Origin of the sequence: Amycolatopsis sp. GM8 (genome assembly GCF_021653975.1) — a bacterium.
In the GTDB taxonomy this organism is placed as follows: domain Bacteria; phylum Actinomycetota; class Actinomycetes; order Mycobacteriales; family Pseudonocardiaceae; genus Amycolatopsis_E.
The window spans coordinates 601,361-617,915 of the sequence record NZ_JAJKFK010000001.1 but is presented as its reverse complement, the minus strand read 5'-3'; the positions used below and the strand labels follow the sequence as shown (position 1 = coordinate 617,915).

The 16,555-nt window shown below is 70.2% G+C and carries 19 protein-coding genes; 13 read left to right on the top strand and 6 right to left on the bottom strand.

Going from position 1 to position 16,555, the window contains the following annotated elements; translation table 11 throughout:
• Positions 1-19: 19 nt before the first annotated feature.
• Positions 20-823 (top strand): hypothetical protein, encoded by an 804-nt coding sequence (locus LOZ83_RS02985; protein ID WP_236788531.1) that lies wholly within the window; start codon positions 20-22, stop codon positions 821-823.
• Positions 824-827: 4 nt separating this feature from the next.
• Here LOZ83_RS02985 and LOZ83_RS02980 read toward each other — a convergent pair whose 3' ends face one another.
• The gene (locus LOZ83_RS02980; protein ID WP_236788530.1) at positions 828-1,316 is read right to left on the bottom strand and encodes a hypothetical protein; all 489 of its coding nucleotides are present in this window, start codon (positions 1,314-1,316) and stop codon (positions 828-830) included.
• A complete protein-coding gene (locus LOZ83_RS02975) occupies positions 1,313-2,068 on the bottom strand; it encodes a carboxylesterase (RefSeq protein WP_236789416.1) in 756 nt (251 codons plus the stop codon). Before LOZ83_RS02975 ends, LOZ83_RS02980 begins: the two co-directional genes overlap by 4 nt.
• A 181-nt stretch (positions 2,069-2,249) precedes the next feature.
• On the opposite strand from LOZ83_RS02975, the gene LOZ83_RS02970 reads away from it, so the two are divergent.
• Positions 2,250-3,005, top strand: a complete 756-nt coding sequence (locus LOZ83_RS02970) for a 1-acyl-sn-glycerol-3-phosphate acyltransferase (protein ID WP_236788529.1) — start codon at positions 2,250-2,252, stop codon at positions 3,003-3,005.
• A 17-nt stretch (positions 3,006-3,022) separates the two neighbouring features.
• Positions 3,023-3,505 carry a polyadenylate-specific 3'-exoribonuclease AS gene (locus LOZ83_RS02965; protein WP_236788528.1) on the top strand — a complete coding sequence of 161 codons (483 nt, stop codon included), beginning with the start codon at positions 3,023-3,025 and terminating at the stop codon, positions 3,503-3,505.
• On the opposite strand, the gene LOZ83_RS02960 is transcribed toward LOZ83_RS02965, so the two are convergent.
• Positions 3,493-4,569, bottom strand: a complete 1,077-nt coding sequence (locus LOZ83_RS02960; RefSeq protein ID WP_236788525.1) for a 3-deoxy-7-phosphoheptulonate synthase — start codon at positions 4,567-4,569, stop codon at positions 3,493-3,495. The two genes, LOZ83_RS02965 and LOZ83_RS02960, sit on opposite strands and share 13 nt — an antisense overlap.
• 258 nt (positions 4,570-4,827) lie before the next feature.
• Between LOZ83_RS02960 and LOZ83_RS02955 the strand changes: the two genes are divergently transcribed.
• Complete coding sequence (locus LOZ83_RS02955) at positions 4,828-5,853, top strand: 6-phosphofructokinase (RefSeq protein WP_236788523.1); 1,026 nt, start codon at positions 4,828-4,830, stop codon at positions 5,851-5,853.
• On the opposite strand, the gene LOZ83_RS02950 is transcribed toward LOZ83_RS02955, so the two are convergent.
• A complete protein-coding gene (locus LOZ83_RS02950) occupies positions 5,823-6,320 on the bottom strand; it encodes a group II truncated hemoglobin (RefSeq protein WP_236788521.1) in 498 nt (165 codons plus the stop codon). The genes LOZ83_RS02955 and LOZ83_RS02950 overlap by 31 nt on opposite strands.
• 72 nt (positions 6,321-6,392) lie before the next feature.
• On the opposite strand from LOZ83_RS02950, the gene LOZ83_RS02945 reads away from it, so the two are divergent.
• Entirely contained in the window at positions 6,393-6,740 is a 348-nt protein-coding gene (locus LOZ83_RS02945; protein WP_236788519.1) for a helix-turn-helix domain-containing protein, read from the top strand.
• A gap of 105 nt (positions 6,741-6,845) precedes the next feature.
• The gene (locus LOZ83_RS02940) at positions 6,846-8,045 is read left to right on the top strand and encodes a glycoside hydrolase family 18 protein (RefSeq protein WP_236788517.1); all 1,200 of its coding nucleotides are present in this window, start codon (positions 6,846-6,848) and stop codon (positions 8,043-8,045) included.
• A 47-nt stretch (positions 8,046-8,092) separates the two neighbouring features.
• Here LOZ83_RS02940 and LOZ83_RS02935 read toward each other — a convergent pair whose 3' ends face one another.
• Positions 8,093-8,287: an antitoxin gene (locus LOZ83_RS02935; RefSeq protein ID WP_236788515.1), complete on the bottom strand. Its 195-nt coding sequence runs from the start codon at positions 8,285-8,287 to the stop codon at positions 8,093-8,095.
• Between the two features lie 106 nt (positions 8,288-8,393).
• Here LOZ83_RS02935 and LOZ83_RS02930 point away from each other — a divergent pair, with 106 nt between their 5' ends.
• The 3 genes from LOZ83_RS02930 to LOZ83_RS02920 are packed head-to-tail and all read left to right on the top strand — an operon-like array spanning position 8,394 to position 11,440.
• On the top strand, positions 8,394-9,062 hold the full coding sequence (locus LOZ83_RS02930) for a DUF2461 domain-containing protein (RefSeq protein WP_236788513.1): 669 nt from the start codon (positions 8,394-8,396) through the stop codon (positions 9,060-9,062).
• Between the two features lie 56 nt (positions 9,063-9,118).
• Entirely contained in the window at positions 9,119-10,543 is a 1,425-nt protein-coding gene (gene pyk / locus LOZ83_RS02925; protein ID WP_236788511.1) for a pyruvate kinase, read from the top strand.
• A 9-nt stretch (positions 10,544-10,552) separates the two neighbouring features.
• On the top strand, positions 10,553-11,440 hold the full coding sequence (locus LOZ83_RS02920) for an acyl-CoA thioesterase II (protein ID WP_236788502.1): 888 nt from the start codon (positions 10,553-10,555) through the stop codon (positions 11,438-11,440).
• Here LOZ83_RS02920 and LOZ83_RS02915 read toward each other — a convergent pair.
• On the bottom strand, positions 11,433-11,789 hold the full coding sequence (locus tag LOZ83_RS02915) for a hypothetical protein (protein WP_236788500.1): 357 nt from the start codon (positions 11,787-11,789) through the stop codon (positions 11,433-11,435). The genes LOZ83_RS02920 and LOZ83_RS02915 overlap by 8 nt on opposite strands.
• Before the next feature lie 223 nt (positions 11,790-12,012).
• Here LOZ83_RS02915 and LOZ83_RS02910 point away from each other — a divergent pair, with 223 nt between their 5' ends.
• The 4 genes from LOZ83_RS02910 (at position 12,013) to LOZ83_RS02895 (ending at position 16,540) form a co-directional block, all read left to right on the top strand.
• Entirely contained in the window at positions 12,013-12,867 is an 855-nt protein-coding gene (locus tag LOZ83_RS02910; RefSeq protein WP_236788498.1) for a helix-turn-helix transcriptional regulator, read from the top strand.
• A 36-nt stretch (positions 12,868-12,903) separates the two neighbouring features.
• The gene (locus LOZ83_RS02905) at positions 12,904-13,095 is read left to right on the top strand and encodes a DUF397 domain-containing protein (RefSeq protein ID WP_236788497.1); all 192 of its coding nucleotides are present in this window, start codon (positions 12,904-12,906) and stop codon (positions 13,093-13,095) included.
• A 162-nt stretch (positions 13,096-13,257) separates the two neighbouring features.
• Entirely contained in the window at positions 13,258-13,452 is a 195-nt protein-coding gene (locus LOZ83_RS02900; protein ID WP_236788495.1) for a hypothetical protein, read from the top strand.
• A gap of 73 nt (positions 13,453-13,525) precedes the next feature.
• Positions 13,526-16,540 carry a helix-turn-helix transcriptional regulator gene (locus LOZ83_RS02895; RefSeq protein ID WP_236788493.1) on the top strand — a complete coding sequence of 1,005 codons (3,015 nt, stop codon included), beginning with the start codon at positions 13,526-13,528 and terminating at the stop codon, positions 16,538-16,540.
• Positions 16,541-16,555: the final 15 nt, after the last annotated feature.

Below are 16,555 nucleotides of genomic sequence, written 5' to 3'. Positions count from 1 at the left end.
TAGGGAAAGCACGTCCACCGTGGAAGTCGTCCCCGGTCGCCTGCCCGGCAAGGCGCCGTACCGTGGCACCACGATGACCGGATATCAGGTGCCGATCCTGCGCAGCAGGTTCCCGTCCCCCGGGCGCCATCCCGCCCACGCTGAGATCTACGCCCACTGCAAGGCATTCTGCGAGGACGTGCTCCATCCCATCGCACGCACCAGATACGACACCGTGCGCGGCACCTATCCCGACACCGGCGCCGGCTACTGTTCATTGATCTACCCCACCGGCCGGACCGACCAGGTCAAACGGCTGGCTTGCTTCTACAGCCTCTGGACCTTCATCGACGCCACCCGCGTCCTGCGCACCATCCAGATCAACCGGGAGCCGCTCGGCCCTGAACGGTACGTGGACCTGCGCCACGCCAACGTGGCCGCGCCCGCCATGGTCACTTTCATCGGTTATGTCAGGCCGGAGCTGGCCGGTGAGCTGCTCGCCGCGATGCGCACCGGCACCTGCCGGACCATCGAGCGGCACCTGGGAACATGCTGGGGGATCGCGCTGGACCTGGCCCTGATCGACGCCGGGCGAGCCAACGTCGACGACTGGACCACCGTGGACCAGGTCGTCCGGCGCGGCACCCCCGGCGGCCGGCAGGAGGCCATCGACGCCTCCGTGTCCTGGTTCCACCAGGCCGAACAACACCTCGTGGCCGCTTTGGCCGAGTTGGCCACCGTGCACCCGGCGGTCTCCGGCGCCGTGCGCGACATCGAGGCCGGCACCATGACGTGGATCGAAGAGTCGCGGCGTCGGGGACTGCGCTACGACGACCCCGCCTGACCGGTCAGACCTGGGCGCCGTTGCTCGGGTCGGCACCGTCCGGCGGACCCTGCTTGACCCGCAACAACAGCAGCGCGATCGCCGTGGCCAGCGACAGGATGCCCAGCGGCGTTCCAAGCGACGAGCTGATCCCGATCAGGCCGGGCGCGATCAACAGGAACAGGCCCACGAGGAAGAACAGCAGCACGATGAAGGCGCCCTTGCCGGGCTTGGGCAGTGGCGGCGGCTCGGGCGGGATGTAGTGCTCGTCGTCGGACGGGTCGTCCCCGAGCACCGTGTCGTCCCACGTCGTGCCCCCGCCCCGCCACGGCGGGTCGGCCGGCTCCGGCGCCGCGGGCGGCGCCTTGTCCGTGTTCTCGATCTTGTCGATCTTGTCGGTCCGGGGCTCGGCGGGCTCGTCGACGAACTCGCCGACCCCCTCCGCGCGCAGGTCGGCGACGATCGCCGCGAAAGTGGCGTCCACGTCCTCCGGGTCGGTGCCGTGCGAGCTCATCGGGATCCCACCTGCTCCTGTGCGAACTGCACGCTGCGCTCGAAGATCAGCGGAGCGTCATTGTCGAGCGTAGCCACGTGGAAGCTGTTCTCCAGCACCACTTCGGTGGCATTTTCACTGCGCACGCCATCAAGGACGATCCGGGCGTTGACAGGTTCCACCACGTGGTCGGTGCGCGAGCGGAACAGCAGCAACGGCTGCGTGACCTTCGCCAGGTCGGCGCGCACGAGACGCCACAGCTGCGCGAGGCTCGCGGTCGCCCGCACCGGGGTGCGCGAGTACGCCAGCTCCGTCGCGCCGGGCTTGGCGATGTCGCTGCCGATCGCGGCCACCGACGGCAGCACCCGCGCCAGCACCGGCAGCAGCTTGGCGTCGCGCCGCAACGTGGTCACCGACGGGTTGACCAGCACCAGGCCCTTGATCTGCTCGCCGAAGTCCTGCGCCAGCCGCAGTGTGAGGGTGCCGCCCATGGACAGTCCGAACACGAAGACCGACTCGCATTGTTCCCGCAGCGCGAGCAGTTCCGTGCGCACACAGCCGTACCAGTCCGGCCAGCTGGTGCGGTTGAGCTCCTGCCACGTCGTGCCGTGGCCGGGCAGGCGCGGGCAGCGGACGGTGTAGTCGCGCTCGGCCAGGTACTCGCCCCACGGCCGCATGCTCTGCGGGGTGCTGGTGAAGCCATGGCACAGCAGCACGCCGGCTTCCAGCGATCCGGTGTGCGAGAACGGTTCCGCACCGGCGAGCACGGGCATGGTCACCGCCCCTTCCCTCACGACCTGACCCGACCCATCGTCGCACGCGCGAGGAGTTGGCGATATGCCCGGCGGGCCTGTGAGATCGCGCGCACCGGGCAAGCCGGGCGTTGTGCTCAGGTGCTCACTGTTCGTACCCTGGGGGGCAGGCTGGTCGGGCAGGTTAGAGGGGCAGGTCTTCGTGCTGTACCGGTTGCTCAAATGGGTGCTGCTCGGACCGATGTTGCGACTGCTGTGGCCGACGAAGGTCAGCGGCACCGAGCACATCCCCGGCCACGGCGGCGCCATCCTCGCCAGCAACCACCTCGCGGTGGCCGACTCGTTCTTCATGCCGTTGCGCGTGCCGCGGCGGGTCACGTTCCCCGCGAAGTCGGAGTACTTCACCGAAAAGGGTGTCAAGGGCCGGCTGAAGAAGTGGTTCTTCACCGGCGCCGGCCAGATCCCCATCGACCGCTCGAGCGGCACCGCCGCGCAGGCCGCGCTGGACACCGCGATCCGGCTGCTGCGCGAAGGGCATCTGCTGGGCATCTACCCGGAGGGCACCCGCTCGCCCGACGGCAGGCTGCACAAGGGCAAGACCGGCGTCGCCCGGATCGCGCTGGAGGCCCGGGTGCCGGTGATCCCGGTCGCGATGATCGGCACCGACAAGGTCAACCCGATCGGCTCCAAGATGTGGTGGCCGAAGCGGCTCGAGATCCGCTTCGGGGCGCCGCTGGACTTCTCCCGCTACGAAGGCCTCTCGGGCGACCGGTTCGTGGAACGGTCGATCACCGACGAGATCATGTACGCGCTGATGGAGCTGTCGGGCAAGGAGTACGTCGACATCTACGCGGCGCGCGCGAAGGAGCTGCTGGCGGCCGAAGCCGCGGGCGTCCGCGCGGATGTGCCGGCCCAGGCCACCGAGGTCGACCGGGTCCCGGAGACCAAGGCGGGCTAGTCGCCTAAAGTGCTCCGGTGCGATTCTTCTACGACACCGAATTCATCGAGGACGGCGTGACGATCGATCTTGTGTCGATCGGTGTCGTGGACGAGAAGGGCCGGGAGTTCTACGCGGTCTCCACCGATTTCGACCCCGGCAAGGCCGGGCCGTGGGTGCGCGACAACGTCCTGCCGAAGCTGCCCTCACCCGCCGACTCGGCGTGGCGCGGCCGCGAGCAGATCCGCACCGACCTCCTCGACTTCTTCGGCAAGCCGCCCGGCGGGATCGAGTTGTGGGCCTGGTACGCCGCCTACGACCATGTCGCGCTCGCGCAGCTGTGGGGCCCGATGCCCGCGCTGCCACGGCAACTGCCGCGCTTCACCCGTGATCTGCGCCAGCGCTGGGAGGACGCGGGCAAGCCGAAGCTGCCCGCGCCCCCCACCGACGCGCACGACGCCCTCGCCGACGCCCGCCACAACCTCGAACGCTGGCGCGTGATCGAGGCTCAGCGGCGCTGAGCGACGGCGTCCGCGAGCCCGTCCAGCAGATCCGCCGTGGTGGTCCAGTCCAGGCACGCGTCGGTGATCGACTGCCCGTAGGTCAGCTCCGAGGCGCGGCCCAGCACCAGCTCCTGCCGCCCGGCTTCGAGGAAGCTCTCGAGCATCACGCCGACGATGCCGCGTTCGCCGTCGCCGATCCGCGCGGCCAGCTCCCGTGCGACGCCCGCCTGCCGGACGTGGTCCTTCGCGCTGTTGCCGTGCGAGGCGTCGATGATCACCCGCTCCGGCAGCTCGCTCTTGCGCAGCCGCGCGAGCGTGTCCCGCACGGTCCCGGCGTCGTAGTTCGGCCCGCCCGCGTGCCCGCGCAGGATGACGTGGCAGTCCGGGTTGCCCGACGTCGTGATCAACGCGGCGAGGCCGTCGGTGTTGATCCCGGGGAACACGTGGCTCGCCCCGGCCGCGCGCGTGGCGTCGACCGCGACCTGCACGTCGCCTTCGGTGGAGTTCTTGATCCCGACCGGCATCGACAGCGCGCTGCACAGCTGCCGGTGCACCTGGCTCGCCGTGGTCCGCGCGCCGATCGAGCCCCAGCTGACCAGGTCGGCGATGAACTGCGGGCTGATCGGGTCGAGGAACTCGCAGCCCACCGGCAGCCCGAGCTTCGAGATGTCGAGCAGCAGCTTGCGTGCCATCCGCAGGCCCTGGTTGACCGCGTAGCTGCCGTCGAGTGCCGGGTCGTTGATGAGTCCCTTCCAGCCCAGCGTGGTGCGCGGTTTTTCGAAGTACACGCGCATGATCACGTGCAGCCGGTCGCGCAGGGCATCGGCTTTTTCGGCGAGCCGGATCGCGTAGTCGACGGCGGCTTCGGGGTCGTGCACCGAGCACGGGCCGACCACGACGAGCAGCCGGTCGTCGGTGCCGTCGAGGATGTCGATGGTCGCGTCGCGCCCGGCCGCGACGGTCTTCGCGACGTCCGGGTCCATCGGATGCTCCTGCCGGAGCAGGGCGGGGGAGATCAGCGGGCTGATGCCCACGGTGCGCTGGTTGTCCAGGTCTGTGGCGGGGCCTGCGGCGATGTGCATGGCGGGTCTGGTCCTCATCCGACCGGCCCGCGTCTTCACCCGAGCCGGTCTGTCATCCGGCTCGAGGGTGGAAGGTTCAGCGCGCGGCGATCTCGCCGGCTGGCCCACCCAGGGCCGGCCCGCTAAACCAGAAATACCGCCGCACGGAAGCGACCCTACCAAAGGCGCTGACCGCTTGACCGATCAAGGCCGCGCGCGGCTACGCTGGCGCTCGACAGACTGTGACGAGGAACAACTTTCTGGAAAGGGCGGGTTCCCATGCGAGTGGGGGTGCTGACCGGTGGCGGCGACTGCCCCGGGCTGAACGCGGTGATCAGGGCCGTGGTCCGCAAGGGGATCGAGGTGCACGGCTGGGACATCGTCGGCTTCCGCAGCGGCTGGCGTGGCCCGATGACCGGGGAGTCGAGGCCGCTCGGCCTCGCCGACGTCGAGGAGATCCTCACCCGCGGCGGCACGATCCTCGGCTCCTCGCGCACCAACCCGTACAAGGAGGAGGGCGGCGTCGAGAAGATCCGCGCGACGCTGGCCGAGCAGCGGATTGACGCGCTGATCGCGATCGGCGGCGAGGACACCCTCGGTGTGGCGAAGCGGCTGACCGACGACGGTATCGGCGTGGTCGGCGTGCCCAAGACGATCGACAACGACCTCGCCGCGACCGACTACACGTTCGGCTTCGACACCGCGGTGCACATCGCCACCGAGGCCATCGACCGGCTGCGCACCACCGCCGAGTCGCACTACCGCGCGATCGTGGTCGAGGTGATGGGCCGGCACGCGGGCTGGATCGCGCTGCACTCCGGTCTGGCCGGCGGCGCGAACGTGATCCTCGTGCCGGAGCGGCCGTTCTCCGTCGACCAGGTCGTCGAATGGGTGGAGCGCCGCTTCGAGCGGATGTACGCGCCGATCATCGTGGTCGCCGAGGGTGCGCTGCCCGAGGGCGGCGCGGAACTGCTGACCAGCGGCGAAAAGGACGCGTTCGGGCACGTCCGGCTCGGCGGCATCGGCACCTGGCTGGCCGACGAGATCGCCGTGCGCACCGGCAAGGAGTCGCGCGCCGTGGTGCTCGGGCACGTGCAGCGCGGCGGCACGCCGACCGCGTACGACCGGGTGCTCGCGACCCGGTTCGGCCTGCACGCGGTGGACGCGGTCATCGACGGCGACTTCGGCGTGATGGTCGCCCTGCGCGGCACCGACATCGTGCGCGTCAAGCTCGCCGAGGCGACCGCCGAGCTGAAGACCGTCCCGCAGGAGCGCTACGAAGAGGCCGAGGTCTTCTTCGGCTGAGTCTCTTGGGGCTGCCACGGCGGCATCGGCCAGTCCCATTTCGGCATCGGCTCGTCCGTGTTCGGATCCGCGCCCGGTCGCGAGAAGAGCACGGCGAGCCGGCTGCCCCATTCCAGGTAACCGGCGAACGCGGCGCGGAACTCCGGGTCCGCGGGCAGGTTCACCTCGTCGGCGGCGTCCATCAGCAGCGAAACCCAGCGGCGGCGCTGTTCTTCGGTGATCGCGCGGCCGAGGTGCCGGCCGATCATGTGCGCGTGCCCGCCGCGTTCGCCGCTGTAGCGGGCGGGCCCGCCGAACACCTCGCCGAGCCAGTCGGCGACGTGCCGCGGATGCCCGGGGTCCATTCCCCGGAAGACGGGTTCGAGGAGCTCGTCGGCGAGCACCTTGTCGTAGAACACTTCGAAGAGCTGCACGAGCGCGGGCCGGCCACCGGCCCATTCGTAGAGACTCGGCGGTGTGTCGGTCATGGGGCAAGGCAACACCTCCTGGCCCGGCGCCGGCAAGTACGCACCATGGGGTGCGTGGTGAGGGGAGGACTGGTGACACGGCGGTACTACTGCCCGGTGGAGCTGACCCTGGACGTGGTGGGTGGCCGGTGGAAGCCGGTGATCCTGGCGCACCTCAAGGAAGGCGTGCACCGCTACGGCGAGCTGCGCCGCCGGATGCCGGGGATCAGCGAGAAGATGCTGACGCAGCAACTGCGCGACCTCGAAGCCGATGGCCTGGTGACGCGCGAGACGTTCGACGAACGACCGCCGCGCGTGGAGTACCGGCTCACCGGGGACGGCGCCGCGCTCGGCCCGGCCCTGCAGGCGCTCTACGACTGGGGTGAGCGGCGGGCCAAGGCGACCGGTGTGGAATTCACACCTCTGCCTGACGCTCCGTGAGCGGATTGCTACTTTCGTCGGGAATACTGGACTAGACCATTGATGTGATGGTCTAGTCCACTTAACGTGCTCTTCGTCCCTTCTTGTCCGGCTCGGGGAGGAAGCATGTTCCGACACCGAAAGCTGTTCACCGCGGCGGGTGCGCTCGCGGCGGTGCTGATGACCGTCACGTTCGCGCCACCGGCCGCGACCGCCGCCCCCGTCGGGAAAGTGGTCGGCTACTTCACCGAATGGGGCGTGTACGACCGCAACTACCAGGTGAAGAACGTCGAGACGAGCGGCTCGGCGGGGAAACTGACCCACATCAACTACGCGTTCGGGAATGTCACGAACGGCCAGTGCGCGATCGGCGACACGTACGCCGCCTATGACAAGTACTACGACGCGGCGAGCAGCGTGGACGGCGTCTCCGACACCTGGGACAACAGCGCGTTGCGCGGTAACTTCGGCCAGCTCAAGCGGTTGAAGGCGATGCACCCCGGGTTGAAGGTCATCTACTCGTTCGGCGGCTGGACCTGGTCCAGCGGCTTCGGGCAGGCCGCGCAGAACCCGGCCGCGTTCGCCGACTCCTGCTACAACCTGCTGCACGACCCCCGCTGGGCCGGCGTGTTCGACGGGATCGACATCGACTGGGAGTACCCGAACGCCTGCGGGCTCTCCTGTGACACCAGCGGCGCGGCCGCGTACAAGAACCTGATGGGCGCGCTGCGGTCGAGGTTCGGCGGCGAGCTGGTGACCTCGGCGATCACCGCGGACGGCACATCCGGCGGCAAGATCGACGCGGCCGACTACGGCGGCGCGGCGCAGTACGTCGACTGGTACAACGTGATGACCTACGACTACTTCGGCGCGTTCGACGCGGACGGGCCGACGGCGCCACACTCGCCATTGACCTCTTACGACGGCATCCCGATCGCCGGGTTCTACGCCGACGCCGCGATCCAGAAGCTGAAGTCGAAGGGCGTGCCGCCGAGCAAGATGTTGCTGGGTATCGGTTTCTACGGCCGCGGCTGGACCGGTGTCACGCAGGCCGCGCCGGGCGGCAGTGCCACCGGGGCGGCGCCGGGCAAGTACGAGGCGGGGATCGAGGACTACAAGCTGATCAAGTCCCGCTGCCCGTCGAACGGCACCGTGGCCGGCACGGCGTATGCCTTCTGTGGCAGCGAATGGTGGAGCTACGACACCCCGAGCACCATCGCCGGGAAGATCGGCTACGCCCGGGACCAGGGCCTGGGCGGCGCGTTCGTCTGGGAGCTGTCGGGTGACACCACGAACGGTGAGCTGATCACCGCGGTCAGCAGCTGAGGCTCGTCCGGGGGCGGCGACACGGCGCCGCCCCCGGACGACCGGCGTCAGGCGGGCGGTTCCGGCGGCGGCTGCTCACCCTGCTGGTGGGTGTAGCCCTTCGCCTTCTCCGCGGCCTGGTCGATCTTGTCGCCGTGCTCGCCCCACTTCGACTTGGCCGCGTCGGCGGCTTTGTCGATACCCTTGTCGGCCTGGTCTGGGTGCTTGCCGAGGGCTTCCTTGGCTTTGTCGAACAGGTTCACGAGTGCTCCCTCCGCTGGTCACTTCGGACTCCGAAGCCGTTCCCGGCGCGGCGGGCTGGCAAACCGGCGGTCCCCCTTGTCGGGGACCCTGGTTATGGTCACGGGCGTGATGTTCGCGGGATTCGGAGAACATGCCGTCGAGTTCTACGACGGGCTGCTCGCCGACAATTCGAAGCCCTACTGGGAAGACAACCTGAAGATCTACCGCGAGCAGGTGCGCGCCCCGATGGAGGCGCTGCTCGCCGAGCTGACGCCGGAGTTCGCGCCGGAATTCGGCGAGGGCAAGGTCTTCCGCCCGCACCGCGACGTGCGGTTCGCGAAAGACAAGAGCCCGTACAAGACGCACTGCGGCGCGGTGATCGAGCAGGGCCGTGGCGGCGGCGCATACTACGTCGAGTTGTCGTCGGAGGGCCTGCGTGTCGGGGGCGGCTGTTTCCATCTCCAGTCCGACCAGCTCGCACGGTTCCGCCAAGCCGTGGACACCGACGTCCACGGCGAGGTGCTGGCGCGAATTCTCGGGAAACTCCGCAAGACCGGCTGGCAGATCTCGGGCGACACCCTGCGCACCAAGCCGCGTGGGTTCGCCGACGACCATCCGCGGCTCGAACTGCTCAAACACCGCTCGCTCTACGCGGTCCGGGCCTGGGAACCCGACGACACGCTGCATGAACGCGCGTGCCTCGACCGGGTCCGCAAGGCGTGGCGGCAGGTGCGCGAATTCAACGAGTGGGCCCGCGATCACGTTGGGGTGAGCGAACAGGCGCACCGTCGCTGACTCGATCTCGGGATCGGTAAAGACGGATCGGCCACGAGGGTCTACGCTGTTGAAACGTGAGCCGACGCGCGAAGATCGTTTGTACGCTTGGTCCCGCCACCGCGACCGCGGACAAGGTGCGGGCTCTCGTCGACGCCGGAATGGACGTCGCGAGGATGAACTTCAGCCATGGCAGCCATGGCGACCACAAGCAGGTCTTCGACATGGTCCGCGAGGCCGCCGCGGCGACCGGCCGCGCCGTCGGCATCATGGGCGACCTGCAGGGGCCCAAGATCCGGCTCGGCACGTTCGCCGGCGGGAAGGTCGAGTGGCGCGCGGGCGACACCGTGCGCATCACCGTCGAGGACGTCGCCGGTACCCATGACCGGGTGTCCACCACGTACAAGGGCCTGGCCAAGGACGCCAAGCCGGGCGACCGGCTGCTCGTCGACGACGGCAACATCGGGCTGGTCGTCAAGGGTGTCGAAGGCCCGGACGTGGTCTGCGAGGTCACCGAGGGCGGCCCCGTCAGCAACAACAAGGGCGTCTCGCTGCCGGGCATGGACGTGTCCGTGCCGGCGATGTCGGAGAAGGACATCGAGGACCTGGAGTTCGCGCTGGAACTGGGCGTGGACTTCATCGCGCTGTCGTTCGTGCGCTCGCCCGCCGACATCGACCTGGTGCACCAGGTGATGGACCGGATGGGCAAGGGCCGGCTGCCGGTGATCGCGAAGCTGGAGAAGCCCGAGGCGGTCTACAACCTCGAAGCGATCGTGCTCGCGTTCGACGGGGTCATGGTCGCCCGCGGTGACCTGGGCGTCGAGCTGCCGCTGGAGCAGGTGCCGCTGGTGCAGAAGCGCGCGATCCAGATCGCGCGGGAGAACGCCAAGCCGGTCATCGTGGCCACCCAGATGCTCGAATCGATGATCAACAACTCCCGGCCGACCCGCGCCGAGGCCTCCGACGTCGCCAACGCGGTGCTGGACGGCACGGACGCGGTGATGCTGTCCGGCGAGACGAGCGTCGGCCGGTACCCGATCGAGGCCGTGCGCACCATGGGCCGGATCGTCGAGGCCGTCGAGACGGACTCGCCCACCGTGCCGCCGCTTTCGCACGTGCCGCGGACCAAGCGGGGCGTCATCTCCTACGCCGCGCGCGACATCGGGGAACGGCTCAACGCCAAGGCGCTGGTCGCGTTCACCCAGTCCGGCGACACCGTGCGGCGGCTCGCGCGGCTGCACACCCGGCTGCCGCTGCTCGCGTTCACGCCCGAGCAGGAGGTGCGTGCCCAGCTGTCCATGACCTGGGGCACGGTGACGCAGATCGTGCCGAAGGTCGACTCGACGGACAAGATGATCGAGCAGGTCGACCACGCGATGCTGGAGATGGAGCGGTACCAGCCGGGTGACCTGGTGGTCATCGTCGCCGGTTCGCCGCCCGGCACCGTCGGCACGACGAACCTGATCCGGGTGCACCGCCTCGGCGAGGACGACCACGCTTAACCTTTGCGCATGACAGACCTGGCGAAAGACGCCGCGGCGGGGCAGGCCGTGCTCGACCGGCTCGTGCGCCTGCTGGACCTGGAGCAGGTTGAGGAGAACATCTTCCGCGGCGTGAGCCCGGCGGACTCACCGGTGCGGGTGTTCGGCGGGCAGGTCGCCGGTCAGGCGCTCGTCGCCGCCGGCCGGACCGTGCAGGACGAGCGCAAGGTCCACTCGCTGCACGCGTACTTCATCCGGCCCGGCGACCCGAGCGTCCCCATCGTGTACGAGGTCGACCGCATCCGCGACGGGCGGTCCTTCACCACCCGCCGCGTGGTCGGGATCCAGCACGGGAAGGCGATCTTCGCGCTGTCCGCGTCGTTCCAGCGGCCGGAGCCGGGGCTGGAGCACGCCGACGAGATGCCGGACGTGCCCGCGCCCGGCACGCTGCCGACGCTCGCCGAGCGCGTGCGTGACTTCCCGGACCTGCCCGGGGCTCGCGACCGGTCGCACCCGATCGACGTCCGGTACGTCAACGACCCGCCGTGGGCGACCCGCGGGAACGGCGGCGCCCCGGCGCGCAACCAGGTCTGGATGCGCGCGGACGGCCGCCTGCCCGACGACGACCTGCTGCACGTGTGCGTGCTGACCTACGCCTCGGACATCACGTTGCTCGACTCGACGCTGGCGCCGCACGGGATCTACTGGGACCTCGACGAGGTCAGCGGCGCGAGCCTGGACCACGCGCTGTGGTTCCACCGGCCGTTCCGCGCGGACGAGTGGTTCCTCTACGACTCGGCGTCCCCGTCGGCGTCCGGCGCGCGTGCCCTGGCCACGGGCCGCTTCTTCGCCGCGGACGGCACGCTCATCGCGACCGTCGTCCAGGAAGGGCTGCTGCGGGTGCCCCGGCCTAGCTGACCGAATGCAGGTGGGTGGCGCGATGCCGGCGCGGGCGCAGTCCCGGCGTCGCCGCTTCGACCGTGCCCAGCCGCAGCTGGACGGCCAGGTACGCGCGGCAGGGCAGCCGGCCGCGCCGGCGGAACGGCAGCCGCGAGGACCCGGTGCGGCATACCGGGCATCGCCCGTGCTCGTCCGGTTCGTGGGCGGCGAGCACGGAGCGCAGAGCCTGCACCAGCAGCGGGATCTCACGCCGGGCCAGGTCGGCCGCCCGGCCGGCGTCGACCAGTCCCGCGGTGCGCGTGAGGTCGTCCAGGCGCTGGTGCACGGAGGTCTGCAGTGGTCCGGTGAGTGGGTTGCCGTGGAGCACGCCGCCTCCTGTGAATTCGCCCGTCCCAGCGATGCTGACCGCCCGAAACGGACGCAGGATGCCACCTTACTGCCGCAGACTGCAATTTGCAGTACGCCGATTCGGCGAAAGTAACCCGTACGGGTAGGTCACGCCGCTTCTGCTGGGACAATCGGCTGTTTAGATGTAGTAAAGCGCTGAGAAACGACCGCGGATGGGCGCGGACCAACGCGGAGGTGTGACTGTGAAACGAGGTCAGGGGCCCACCATTCGGCGAAGGCGGCTGGCCAGCGAGTTGCGTCGGTTACGGGAAGCAGCCGATCTGACCATCGACGAGGTGGGCGAAAAGCTCGAGTGTTCCGCCTCCAAGGTGAGCCGGATCGAGACCGGACATGTCGGGGTCACTCCGCGTGACGCCCGGGACATGCTGGAACTTTACGGGCTGACCGGTGACGAACGTGAGGCGCTGGTCCAGCTCGCCCGCGAAGCCCGCAAGCCGGGCTGGTGGCATGCCTACAAGGAAGTCTTCACGGGGACGTTCGTCGGCCTCGAGGCCGACGCCAGCTCGATGCGCGCGTTCCAGGCGCTGCTCGTGCCCGGCCTGCTGCAGACGGAGCCGTACGCCCGCGAGGTGATCCGCGCGATGCGGCCGGACTCCGACGAGTCGGAGACCGAGAAGCGGGTTGCCGCTCGGCTCGCGCGCCAGCAACTGCTGACGGACCCGACCCCGCCCGACTACTGGGCGGTGATCGACGAGGCCGTGCTGCACCGGGTGGTCGGCGGGCCGGAAGTCATGCTGAAGCAGACGAAGCGGTTGCTGGAGGTCGGGCAGTCACCGCATGTGACGATTCAGGTCGTGCCATTCACGGCCGGGGCGCACCCGGGGATGGAGGGCCCGTTCGTGATCCTCGGTTTTCCCGAGCAGGCCGATCAGGACGTGGTCTATGTGGACAGCACCCCGAGTGGTTTCTTTCTGGAACTACCCCCCGATGTCCGGCGCTATTCGCTCATGTTCGATCATCTGCGTGCCGCGGCGCTCAGCCCGGACGACTCGCTCGCGCTGGTCGCCGACGCCGCGGAACGATATTCAGCCGGATAAAACCACCGCGTGGGTAAGAGTAAGGAGCGGGGAGCTATGGCCAAAGTGGAATTTCCCGGAGGAGCCTGGCGCAAGAGCAGCTACAGCGGCGGCGGCAACGACTGCGTCGAGGTCGCATTGCTCTCCGAGCACGTCGGGATCCGTGATTCGAAGAACCCCGGCGCGGGCGCGGTGAGCGTGTCCACGGCGGGCTGGCGTGGTCTCCTGGGCGTTGTCGGCCGCGTCTGAGTGCTTCACCAAACGACCCCTTACACCGCCGAGCAGGGGCAGAGCGGGGTAAGGGGTCTTTTGCCGCCGTGGACGGCGTGAACTGCCGATGCCGGGGGTCCGCCCTCAGGACGACTCTGAGGTTCGCAGGCAAGGAACCGATGAGGCGGAAGAGGGATCTCCATGCGCAACGACTGGATCTTCGACGCGGTGCAGGCTGAAGTCGCCTACCGGACCGAGGAGATCTACAAGTCCTGGCCGGCCGAGCACAAGCGGCGCCGCTGGCGGCTGGGCAGAAGGACCCCGGAGGTACACGTGCCGCGGCAGCGGCGCCCGAGCCGGGACGAGACGACGCTCTCCGAGGCTCGGGCGCGGTAGCGGGAGACCAAGGGGAGGCGGGATGTCGCCCACAGCGAAAACCGTTCCGGAACTGTCGGTGGGGTAGGCAAGAATGCGACTCGTGCCTCGATTGGGTTCCGGGATCCCCTTGGTCGCGCGTGTCGACGAGATGCGTCGGCTCCGCGCCGGCTTCACCCGCGCTGAGCGTGGTGAGGCCGGCGCGGTGCTGCTCGCGGGGGACGCGGGCGTGGGAAAGACAAGGCTGCTCGCCGAGCTGGCGGAGTTCGGCGCGAGCCGCGGCGCGCTGGTGCTGACCGGCCGCTGCCTCGACGTGCGCGAGGGCGGTCTGCCGTACCTGCCGTTCGCCGAGGCGCTCGGCCCGCTGGCCACGGCGGACGACACCGCGATCGGCGACGCCGTGCGGATCCGGCCGGCGCTGGGCCGGTTGCTGCCCCTTGCCCAGCCGGGTCCGATGTCGATCGCGGAGCACGCACCGGTCAGCTCCGAGCGGGACGTGCCGTACCGGCCGCGCCCGGAGCAGGACCTCGGGCAGCTGCAACTGTTCGACGCGGTGCTCGGGGTGCTCACCGAGATCGCCGAGCACCGGCCGGTGCTGCTGGTCCTGGAGGACCTGCACTGGGCCGACGACTCGACCCGGAACCTGTTGTCGTTCCTGCTTTCCCGGCTGCGCGGGCAGCGGCTGCTGATCGTGGCGAGCTACCGCGGCGAGGACGTCTACCGCCGGCATCCGCTGCGCGGTCTGCTGGTGGAGCTGGTGCGGCTGCCCGTGGTCAGCCAGGTCGAGCTGCACCCGTTGAAGGACGTCGACGCGCGCGTGTTCGTCGAGGCGCTCGCGGACGGACCGCTGGCGCCCGAAGTGATCACCAGCGTGGTCGAGCGGTCCGAGGGCAACCCGTTCTTCGCCGAGGAGCTGCTGGCCTCGGCCACGGACTACGCGGATCTCCCGGCCGGGCTCGCCGAGGTGCTGCTGGCCCGGCTGGAGCGGCTCACCACCGACGCGCGCCGGGTGATGCGGGTGATCGCGGTGGCCGGTGAATCGGTCACGCACGCGGCGCTGGCGGAGGTGTCCGGGCTCGGCGAGGACGAGCTCGACGAAGCCCTGCGCGAGGCCGTGCACCATCACGCGCTGGTCGTGGAGAAGGGCGCGTACACCTTTCGGCATGCCCTGCTGCAGGAGGCGGTGTACGGCGATCTGCTGCCCGGCGAGCGCACCCGGATGCACGCGGCGTACGCGGCGCGGATCCTGCGCACCCCGCAGGGCCGCGGGCACGACGCCAAGCTGGCGTACCACAGCCTGCAGAGCCGGGATCTCAATGCCGCGTTGCCCGCGCTGTTGCGTGCGGCCGAGGAGGCCGAGCGCCTGGGTGCGCCCGGTGCCGCGCTGCGGCATGTCGAGCAGGCGCTGGAGATCTGGGACGCGGTCCCGGCCGCGGCCAGACCGCCCGATGTGGACGAGCTGAGGCTCCTGCACGAGGCGTCGTACTTCGCCGGTACGTCGGGCGAGCCCGAGCGGGCCATCGCGTACGCGCGATCGGCCGTGCGGGAGCTGAATGCCGACACTGACGTAGTGCGGGCGACCAAGGCGTGGCGCCGGCTGGCCGAATCGCTGATGAACGTCGAGGGCGAGATCGACGAAGCGCTCGAGGCGATCAACCGGTCCTGGGACCTCATCGCGGCCACCGAGCCGAGCAAGACCAGGGCGTGGGTGCTCGCCACCAGGGCGGCGATCCTGCGCAGCAGCGATCTCTTCGAGGAGTCGCTGGTCAGCGCGCAGACCGCGATCGAGGACGCGCGTTCGGTCGGCACGGCGGGGGCGGAGGCGTCGGCGCTGATCACGCTCGGCGCGCTGGCCGACAACGCCGCCGACTTCACCGAGGCGCGGGCCCGGCTGCGGGATGCCGCGCGCAAGGCCCGTGAAGCCGCCGCGCCGAGCGTCGAGCTGCGCGCACTGTGTTTCCTCGGTTTCAGCTACCACGACCACGGCGAGATCGTCGACGCGATCGAGGTGTACGAGCGCGGGATCCGGCGGGCCGAAGAGACCGGGATGACGTGGAGCGCCTACGGGCTGGAGCTGCGCGGCAGGCACCTGTCGCTGCAGTACCAGAGCGGGGACTGGCCGGCCGAGTCCGTCACCGGGGCGCCCGCGCGTGGGGTGTCCAGCGTGCTGGCGGCGCGCATGACCGCGGAGTGGCTGCCGGTCGTGGTGTCGCGCGGCGGGTTCGCGACGGCGGGCAAGCTGCTCGGCGAGCTGCGCCCGCACTGGCGGGCCGAGCCGCTGACCGCGATCGCCGCCGGGGGCGCGGGCGCCGAGCTGGCGTACTGGCAGGGCGACCACGAGACGGCGATCAAGCGGGCCAGGGACGCGATGGACTTCCTGGACGCATTCGACCCGGGGTACCGGCTGAGCGGCATCCGGATCGGGGCCGGCGCGCTGGCCGCCGCCGTCGCCCAGGTCGCGGCGGCCCGGACCCGCCGGGACGAGCAGGGGGAGTCGGCCGCCATCGCGACGGGGCGGCAGCTCATCGCCCGGATCCGGGAGGCGGCCGCGACCGGCAGGCCGCGGTCCGGCACGCTCGGCCCGGAGGGGCGCGCCTGGCTCGCCCGCGCCGAGGCGACCGCGAGCGGGCTGTCCTGCGCCGCCGACCCGGCGCTGTGGGCGAAGGCGATCGAGGAGTTCGGCTACGGCGCGGTGTACGAGCAGGCCGTGTGCCGCTGGCAGTACGCGGAGGCATTGCTGGCGGCGGGCGAGCCGGAGCCGGCCACGGCTGCGCTGGTGCTGGCGCACGAGACCGCGGAGAAACTACGCGCCCTGCCGCTGCGCGACGCGGTGCGGGACCTGGCTCGCCGGGCGCGGATCGAGCTGCCCGGGGTGGTAGCCGCGGCGCAGCCCCAGCGGGACGCCGTGGATCCGCTGACCGAACGGGAACGGGCAGTACTCGAACGGGTCGCGCTGGGCCGGACCAACCGGCAGGTCGGCGAGGAGCTGTACATCAGCGAGAAAACGGTGAGCGTGCACCTGTCCCGCGTGATGGCGAAGCTCGGCGCCACCCGCCGCGCCGAAGCCGTCGCCATCGCCTACGACCGCGGCCTGCTGGTCCGGACCTGAACGGCGGCCGGGTCG

Excerpts from the sequence above, each read along its gene's own strand:
- LOZ83_RS02980 (WP_236788530.1), bottom strand. The coding sequence starts at position 1,316 with ATGAGCTCGCACGGCACCGACCCGGAGGACGTGGACGCCACTTTCGCG.
- LOZ83_RS02975 (WP_236789416.1), bottom strand. The coding sequence starts at position 2,068 with ATGCCCGTGCTCGCCGGTGCGGAACCGTTCTCGCACACCGGATCGCTG.
- LOZ83_RS02960 (WP_236788525.1), bottom strand. The coding sequence starts at position 4,569 with ATGCACATCGCCGCAGGCCCCGCCACAGACCTGGACAACCAGCGCACC.
- LOZ83_RS02955 (WP_236788523.1), top strand. The coding sequence starts at position 4,828 with ATGCGAGTGGGGGTGCTGACCGGTGGCGGCGACTGCCCCGGGCTGAAC.
- LOZ83_RS02950 (WP_236788521.1), bottom strand. The coding sequence starts at position 6,320 with ATGACCGACACACCGCCGAGTCTCTACGAATGGGCCGGTGGCCGGCCC.
- LOZ83_RS02940 (WP_236788517.1), top strand. The coding sequence starts at position 6,846 with ATGTTCCGACACCGAAAGCTGTTCACCGCGGCGGGTGCGCTCGCGGCG.
- LOZ83_RS02920 (WP_236788502.1), top strand. The coding sequence starts at position 10,553 with ATGACAGACCTGGCGAAAGACGCCGCGGCGGGGCAGGCCGTGCTCGAC.
- LOZ83_RS02905 (WP_236788497.1), top strand. The coding sequence starts at position 12,904 with ATGGCCAAAGTGGAATTTCCCGGAGGAGCCTGGCGCAAGAGCAGCTAC.
- LOZ83_RS02900 (WP_236788495.1), top strand. The coding sequence starts at position 13,258 with ATGCGCAACGACTGGATCTTCGACGCGGTGCAGGCTGAAGTCGCCTAC.
- LOZ83_RS02895 (WP_236788493.1), top strand. The coding sequence starts at position 13,526 with ATGCGACTCGTGCCTCGATTGGGTTCCGGGATCCCCTTGGTCGCGCGT.